The organism is Comamonas sp. JNW (assembly GCF_003105075.1).
Classification (GTDB): domain Bacteria; phylum Pseudomonadota; class Gammaproteobacteria; order Burkholderiales; family Burkholderiaceae_C; genus Comamonas; species Comamonas squillarum.
On the sequence record NZ_QETI01000005.1, the window covers coordinates 297,040 to 303,590 of the forward strand.

Genomic DNA, 6,551 nt, shown 5'->3' on the forward strand with positions numbered 1-6,551 from the left:
CTGCGGGTGTCCGGGGACCAGCGCGGCCCTGGCTACAATAGCCGCCCGCGATGCGCTGCGCTGCGCCGCAGGCCGCGCTCTCCCACCCGACGCTTTGCCAGATAACCACCGTGCCTTCGATTCTCAACATCTCCTGCTACAAGTTTGTCAGCCTGACCGACTGTGAGGCGCAGCGCGAGCTGCTGGCCCAGCGCGCGGCCGATCTGGCGCTCAAGGGTACCGTGCTGCTGGCCGAGGAAGGCATCAATTTCTTTCTGGCCGGGCCCGCTGAGGCCGTGCATGCCTGGGTGGATGCGCTGCGCGGGGACCCGCGTTTTGCCGATGTGCAGCCCAAGGAAAGCTGGTCGCAGACGGTGCCGTTTCGCAAGATGCTGGTCAAGGTCAAGCCCGAGATCATCCGCATGGACCACACGGCGATACGCCCTGCCAACGGCCGGGCGCCTTCGGTCAGCCCCCGCGACCTGCAGCGCTGGCTGCAGCAAGGCCATGATGACCAGGGCCGCCCGGTGGTGACGCTGGACACGCGCAATGACTATGAGGTCGATGAAGGCGCTTTTGTCGGCGCGATCGACTGGCGCCTGCGCAAGTTCACCGAGTTCCCCGCGCAGTTGCGCGCGCACCGCCAGGACTTGGAAGGCAAGACCGTGGTGAGCTACTGCACCGGCGGCATCCGCTGTGAAAAGGCCGCCATCCTGATGCAGGAAGAAGGCCTAACGCATGTCTACCAGCTCGAAGGCGGGATCCTCAAGTACTTTGAAGAAACCGATGGCAGCGGCTACCAGGGCAGCTGCTTTGTGTTTGACGAGCGCCGCGCCGTCGATGATGGCCTGCGCAAGACGGCGCTCAAGACCGAGTCCTGAGCGGCCAAGCGCTCAGGCCCCGTCTCGCCACCTCTCAGGCAGCGCGGCGCTTGGCGTCCAGGCTCCAGGCACCGGCCCCAAAGGCAGCGAAGGCCAGCAGCCCGCCCACGATGGCGATGTTCTTGTTGAACAGCAGCTTGGTGACCATCACGGCCTCGGCGGGAACCGACCAGTAGGCATGGAAAATCACCGTCGCGGCCAAGGTAAAGATGGCCAAAATGGCGGCGGCATAGCGCGTGCCCAGGCCCAGCAGAAGGGCCAGGCCGCCCAGGATCTCAATGGCCAGTCCCACGGCCACCCCCACCTCGGGCATCGGCATGCCCGCCGACTGGGCGTAACCCACGGCCCCGGCAAAGCCGGTCAACTTGCCCCAGCCCGGAATGACAAAGAACCAGGCAATCAGAATGCGGCCCAACAGAGCCAAAGGATTTTGCAATGCGTTCATATTTTTCTCCTTGAAATAACACCACCACTACTCACACCTACCCCACACGGGGCGCTGTCCTCAAGGGCGGCGCCCCGTGAACATCAAGCCGCCAGGTCAAACACCAGCACTTCGGCATCGCGCGCTTGCGCCAATCGCAGCGATGTCTCCTGGTCCAGATAGGCCGCATCACCGGTGTGCAGCGCCTGGTCGTTGACCGACACCTCGCCCCGCACCACATAGACATAGGACTTGCGTCCGGGCGACAGGCGCAGGCTCGCCTCCTCATCGCCATCGAACAAACCGGCATACATGCGCGCATCGGCATTCATCGTCAGTGAGCCTTGCGCCCCATCGGGCGACACCACCAGGCGCAGCTGGCCGCGCTTGTCCGCGTCCGAAAACGTCTTTTGCGCATAGCTGGGCGCAACGCCCTTGCGATCGGGCTCAATCCAGATCTGCAGAAAATGCGTCTCCTGACCGCTGGCATGGTTGAACTCGCTGTGCTGCACGCCGGTGCCCGCGCTCATGCGCTGCACATCGCCCGGTGGCAGGCCTTCGATATGGCCCATGCTGTCCTTGTGCGCCAAATTGCCCTCCAGCACGTAGCTGATGATTTCCATGTCGCGGTGGCCATGGGTACCAAAGCCCTTGCCCGGGGCCACGCGGTCCTCATTGATCACACGCAGATTGCCCCAGCCCATGAAGCGGGGGTCGTAGTAGCCGGCAAACGAGAAACTGTGGTTGGAGCGCAGCCAGCCATGGTCGGCATGGCCACGATCAGCAGATTTACGAACCATCAACATTTTTGATCTCCTGTCTGGCAAACGGCGCACATTGCGCTGTTCAACACCATGTCCATGACTGTAAAACCGTAGCTTCTGCCTGCGGGGCAACGGTTTTGATGGCATCATTCAAAAAATCTGATGGTCTTATACAAGAGCGTATCAACGATCTTCTCGCGCCGCGTAGAGATCGCAAATACCTTCTCAGGCCTGAACCCAACCGGTCTCAGCAGCGAAGATTTACCGATCTGCCCGATGCCGCATGTAGGAAAGAACCGTCAAAATGGCCTTGTTGCGTGATCGCGATGTCCTCACCCCCGATACCCTGGCCCTGCTGCAGCTGGTGGCCGACACCGGCAGCTTTGCCGCTGCGGCGCGCCAGCTGGGTCTGGTGCCCAGCGCCCTGACCTACCGCATCCGCCAGGTCGAAGATGCGCTGGATGTGCTGCTGTTTGACCGCAGTGCGCGCCAGGCGAGACCCACCGAAGCGGGTCAGGAGCTGCTGCGCGAAGGCGCACGCCTGCTGGCCGAAGTCGATGCGGTGGCCAACCGGGTGCGCCGCGTGGCGACCGGCTGGGAGCCTGAGCTGCGCATTGCCGTCGATGGCGTGGTCTCGCGCACCACCTTGCTGGAGCTGGTCGAGGCCTTCTACACCATTGCACCGCCCACGCGGCTCAAGATCACCGACTCCATCCTGGCCGGCACGCTGGAAGCGCTCAGCTCGGGCCGCGCCGACCTGGCCATTGGCATTGCCGTCGATGCCTCCCACGTCGCAGGCCTGCAGCAGCTGGACCTGGGCGAGATCACCTTCCGCTATGTCGTCGCGCCCCACCACCGCCTGGCCGACGAGATGCAACCCATCAGCGACGAGGTGCTGCGCCAGCACCGCATCATCGCCGTGGCCGATTCCTCGCGCAGCGGCCAAGGCCAGACCATTGGCGTGATCAACGGTCAGGATGTGCTCACGGTGGACACCATGCAGGCCAAGCTCCAGGCGCAGCTGCGCGGGATTGGTGGCGGCTTTTTGCCCGACAACATGACCATGCCCTATCTGCGCAGCGGCCAGTTGGTGGAGCGCGAATTGATGCGGCCGCCCCGCAAGATCAAGCTGCGCTACGCCTGGCGCGGCACCAACCCGGGCAAGGCCTTGCAGTGGTGGCTGGACCAGCTGCAGTCCGAGGCCACACGCACTTCTTTACTGAGCAATCACTATGTGGGATAAATCCTGAGCAAAATGGGCCTGCACACCGTGTAGAGTGGCTCTTCAGATGCCGCTGCACCCGCAGCCATCCATGACGCCTTATCGTTTGCCGAAACAGTACAGAAAGTCTTTCATGTCTTCTCGCATTCCCCCCAAACCCAAACGATCAGCCTCCTCTTCCAACATTGTTCTGGCCAGCCGCAAGCACTATGCGGTGATTGGCGCCGGCATGGCTGGCGTGGTCTGCGCGCGCACCTTGCAGCAAGCGGGCCACCAGGTCACCGTGATCGAAGCACAACCCCAGGTGGGCGGCCGCATGGCCAGCCGCCACAGCGCGCATGGCAGCTTTGATGTGGGCGCCCAGTTCTTCACGGTGCGCGACCCGCGCTTTCAGTTGGCGCTGGACAGCACACCCAGCGTCACCCGCCACTGGAGCGTCAACGCCATCCGCACCTTGGATGCCACCGGCAAGGTCGCTGTGACCACGCAGCGCGGCATGGAAGCCCATCTGGTGGGCGTGCCCACGATGGACAGCCTGCTCGCCTCCTGGGCCGCGCCGCTCGATGTGCGCCTCAACGAATACGCGCTGGCCTTTGAGCGCGATGCCCTCAACCCCAGCCAGTGGCAACTGCGCACCGAAGATGTGGACGGCGGCGTGCATGTCTATGCGGGCCTCGATGGCGTGGTGCTGGCCATCCCCTCGCCCGAAGCCCAGGAGCTGCTGGCCGACAGCGAAACCGACGTGCCCGCTGATTGGCAGCTGTCCGATGTCTATATCGCCCCGAGCTGGACCTTGCTGCTGACCTTTGCCCACGCAGTGGACCCGAGCATCACCAATATGGGCCCGCAGTGGAATGCCGCCCGCACCGAACACCCCCGTATCACCTGGCTCTCTCGCGAGTCGTCCAAGCCCGGTCGCGGCAAGGTCGAGCGCTGGACCGTGCAGGCCAGCCCCGACTGGGCGCGCAAGCATGAGAACGACGAGCCCCAGCGCGTCGCCGCCAAGATGCTGCAGGCCTTCTCCGAGCTGACCCGCATCCGCGCCACCCCCAGCGATATCCGCGTGGTGCAATGGGGCTACGCCAAGACCATCAACCCGCTGCCCAAGGATGCCAAGGGCCAGGCCCGCAGCCACCTGTGGAATGCCAAGAGTGCCATCGGCCTGTGCGGTGACTGGTGCCTGGGCTACCGCGTGGAAGATGCCTTTGTCTCCGGCCTGGAACTCGCGCTGGCCGTGCTCGGCGAATAAGCGCGGCGCGCCCGGCAGGCCTGCCGGGCGCTTTTCCTTTTCAACTTCTTGAGCCCATGGAGCGCCGGGCAGCCATGCTTTTGCCCGCTTGCCTGCGGCATTACACTTGCTCTCCCATGAGCTCTCGCGTTTATACCGGCCGTTTTGCCCCCTCGCCCACCGGCCCGCTGCATGCGGGCTCGCTGGTGGCGGCCCTGGCATCCTGGCTCGATGCCCGCCCCCATGGCGGCCCCTGGTTGCTGCGTATCGAAGATATCGACCCACCGCGCTGCCCGCCAGGCATGGACCAGGAAATCCTGCGCCAGCTCCATGCGCTGCAGCTGATCCCCGATGCGCCCCCGCAGTGGCAGTCAGCTCGCCATGGCCTCTATGCCCAGGCCCTGGCGCAGCTGCAGGCCGCTGGCTGGGCCTACCCCTGCGCCTGCACGCGCCGCGATATGGACGCCGCGCTCGCCGCGCAAGGCCATGTGCACGAGCGCCATGGCGAGCGCCCCTACCCGGGCACCTGCCGCGATGGCCTGCATGGCAAGACCGGTCGCAGCTGGCGCTTCCATACCCTGCACTACCAGCAGCATGCCAGCGCGCTGGCGGCCGAAGACGGCCAGTTGCCGACAGCCGATCACCCGGTGCTGCACAGCGACCAGCAGCTGCTGTGGCAAGACCGCTGGCTGGGCCCCCTGCAGCAGGACGTGGCCGCCAGCGTGGGTGATTTTCTGGTCCAGCGCGCCGATGGCCTCTGGGCCTACCAACTGGCTGTGGTGGTCGATGACGCCGCGCAAGGCATCAGCGATGTGGTGCGCGGCGCCGACCTGGCCGACAACACCCCGCGCCAGCTGCTGCTGCAGCGCGCGCTGGGCCTGCCAGCGCCCCGCTATATGCACACGCCCTTGGTGCTGCAGGCCGATGGCGAAAAGCTCTCCAAGCAATACGGCGCGCCAGCCGTCGTGGTCGACAGTGCCGAGCAGCGCATCGCCGTGCTGCGCCAGTCCGCCCAGCACCTGGGGCTGGAGGCGGGCGAGGCTAGCTCCATCCCCGATGCGCTGGCCGACTGGACGGCGCAATGGGCACGCCGCCACCTGGCCGCTACATGAAGTTGCGCGTGTGCAAGGAGGCCAGCTCCTGCGCATGGCCACGCTCAAAGCCCAGCCGCACCAGCTTGGTGTAGCGGCCATCGGCCATGTCCTGCATCAGCTGCTGCACGCGCTGGCTGCCCAGCGCCAGCGCATCGGCCGACATGGCGCCCGCGCCCACGAGAATCAACGCATCAAACACCTCTTCGTTCAGGCCCGATGTGCCAGCCAGCGCGTCATGGCGCGCCTCCACCGCCTGGGCCAGCCGGTGGCGAAAATCGGGCTCCTGCTTCAAACGGTGCAGCAGGTGCGACATGCCCAGCGCCACATGGCGCGCCTCATCGCGGGCGGCCAGGCGGCAGATCTGGCGCGTCAATGGATCGGGCGCATAGGTCTGCAAGAACTGCAGCAGGTTGACAAAGCTGCCCTCGCCCAGCACCGAGAGCAAAAAGCCCGCGACCGAAAAATCCTTTTCCGCAAGCAGGCTGTGCAGCGAGGCCTGGCCGCCTGCGGTGGATAGTGCCGGCTCCCGCCCGTGGTGGCGAATGCGGCGGGTAAACACATCGATATGGCGCGCCTCATCGGCCACCTGGATCGCCAGCGCCGCCTGCAGCTCGCGGTAGTGCGGGTGCAGCTCACCCAGAAAGCGCGCCGGCACAATCAGCGCCGCATTCTCGTTCTCGACCATATAGGTCATCACCTGCACGATGGCGTCCTCGATCACCGCAGGTGGCTCAGGTGCCTGGTCCCAGTCGATGTCGGTGTCGGCATTCCATTGCGCAGCCACCGCCTGCGCGTACAGGTCCCCGGCCTGGTCGGACCAGAACTCGGCCTTGTCCTGCAGGCGAAAGGCAAAGGCCGGCGCGCCCGCCTCGACCGCGGCACCGCGCGCCGCCAGGCCCCAGGCAGGGTCGGCCTGTGCGGCCACCGCGCCGGGTTGGCTGGCATCGCTGTGGCCGGCC

7 protein-coding genes are annotated in these 6,551 nt (G+C 65.5%); 4 read left to right on the forward strand and 3 right to left on the reverse strand.

Annotated features, from left to right (window positions below):
• Positions 1–110: 110 nt before the first annotated feature.
• A complete protein-coding gene (locus tag DCO45_RS10295; RefSeq protein ID WP_116925780.1) occupies positions 111–860 on the forward strand; it encodes a sulfurtransferase in 750 nt (249 codons plus the stop codon).
• A 34-nt stretch (positions 861–894) separates the two neighbouring features.
• Here the strand turns inward: DCO45_RS10295 and DCO45_RS10300 are convergent, their stop codons facing one another.
• Complete coding sequence (locus DCO45_RS10300) at positions 895–1,305, reverse strand: DoxX family protein (protein ID WP_116925744.1); 411 nt, start codon at positions 1,303–1,305, stop codon at positions 895–897.
• A gap of 83 nt (positions 1,306–1,388) precedes the next feature.
• On the reverse strand, positions 1,389–2,090 hold the full coding sequence (locus DCO45_RS10305; RefSeq protein ID WP_116925745.1) for a pirin family protein: 702 nt from the start codon (positions 2,088–2,090) through the stop codon (positions 1,389–1,391).
• A gap of 268 nt (positions 2,091–2,358) precedes the next feature.
• On the opposite strand from DCO45_RS10305, the gene DCO45_RS10310 reads away from it, so the two are divergent.
• The 3 genes from DCO45_RS10310 to gluQRS all read left to right on the forward strand — a co-directional run bounded on the left by DCO45_RS10310 (position 2,359) and on the right by gluQRS (position 5,610).
• Entirely contained in the window at positions 2,359–3,291 is a 933-nt protein-coding gene (locus tag DCO45_RS10310; protein WP_116925781.1) for a LysR family transcriptional regulator, read from the forward strand.
• A 112-nt stretch (positions 3,292–3,403) separates the two neighbouring features.
• The gene (locus DCO45_RS10315) at positions 3,404–4,519 is read left to right on the forward strand and encodes an FAD-dependent oxidoreductase (protein ID WP_116925746.1); all 1,116 of its coding nucleotides are present in this window, start codon (positions 3,404–3,406) and stop codon (positions 4,517–4,519) included.
• A gap of 116 nt (positions 4,520–4,635) precedes the next feature.
• The gene (gene gluQRS, locus DCO45_RS10320; RefSeq protein WP_116925747.1) at positions 4,636–5,610 is read left to right on the forward strand and encodes a tRNA glutamyl-Q(34) synthetase GluQRS; all 975 of its coding nucleotides are present in this window, start codon (positions 4,636–4,638) and stop codon (positions 5,608–5,610) included.
• Here gluQRS and DCO45_RS10325 read toward each other — a convergent pair.
• Positions 5,603–6,551: ferritin-like domain-containing protein (locus DCO45_RS10325; protein ID WP_133248130.1), on the reverse strand; the 949-nt coding region annotated here is incomplete at its 5' end. The two genes, gluQRS and DCO45_RS10325, sit on opposite strands and share 8 nt — an antisense overlap.

Bases quoted from the DNA above. Each gene is read 5' to 3' on its own strand.
- DCO45_RS10300 (WP_116925744.1), bottom strand. From the start codon at position 1,305: ATGAACGCATTGCAAAATCCTTTGGCTCTGTTGGGCCGCATTCTGATT.
- DCO45_RS10305 (WP_116925745.1), bottom strand. From the start codon at position 2,090: ATGTTGATGGTTCGTAAATCTGCTGATCGTGGCCATGCCGACCATGGC.
- DCO45_RS10315 (WP_116925746.1), top strand. From the start codon at position 3,404: ATGTCTTCTCGCATTCCCCCCAAACCCAAACGATCAGCCTCCTCTTCC.
- gluQRS (WP_116925747.1), top strand. From the start codon at position 4,636: ATGAGCTCTCGCGTTTATACCGGCCGTTTTGCCCCCTCGCCCACCGGC.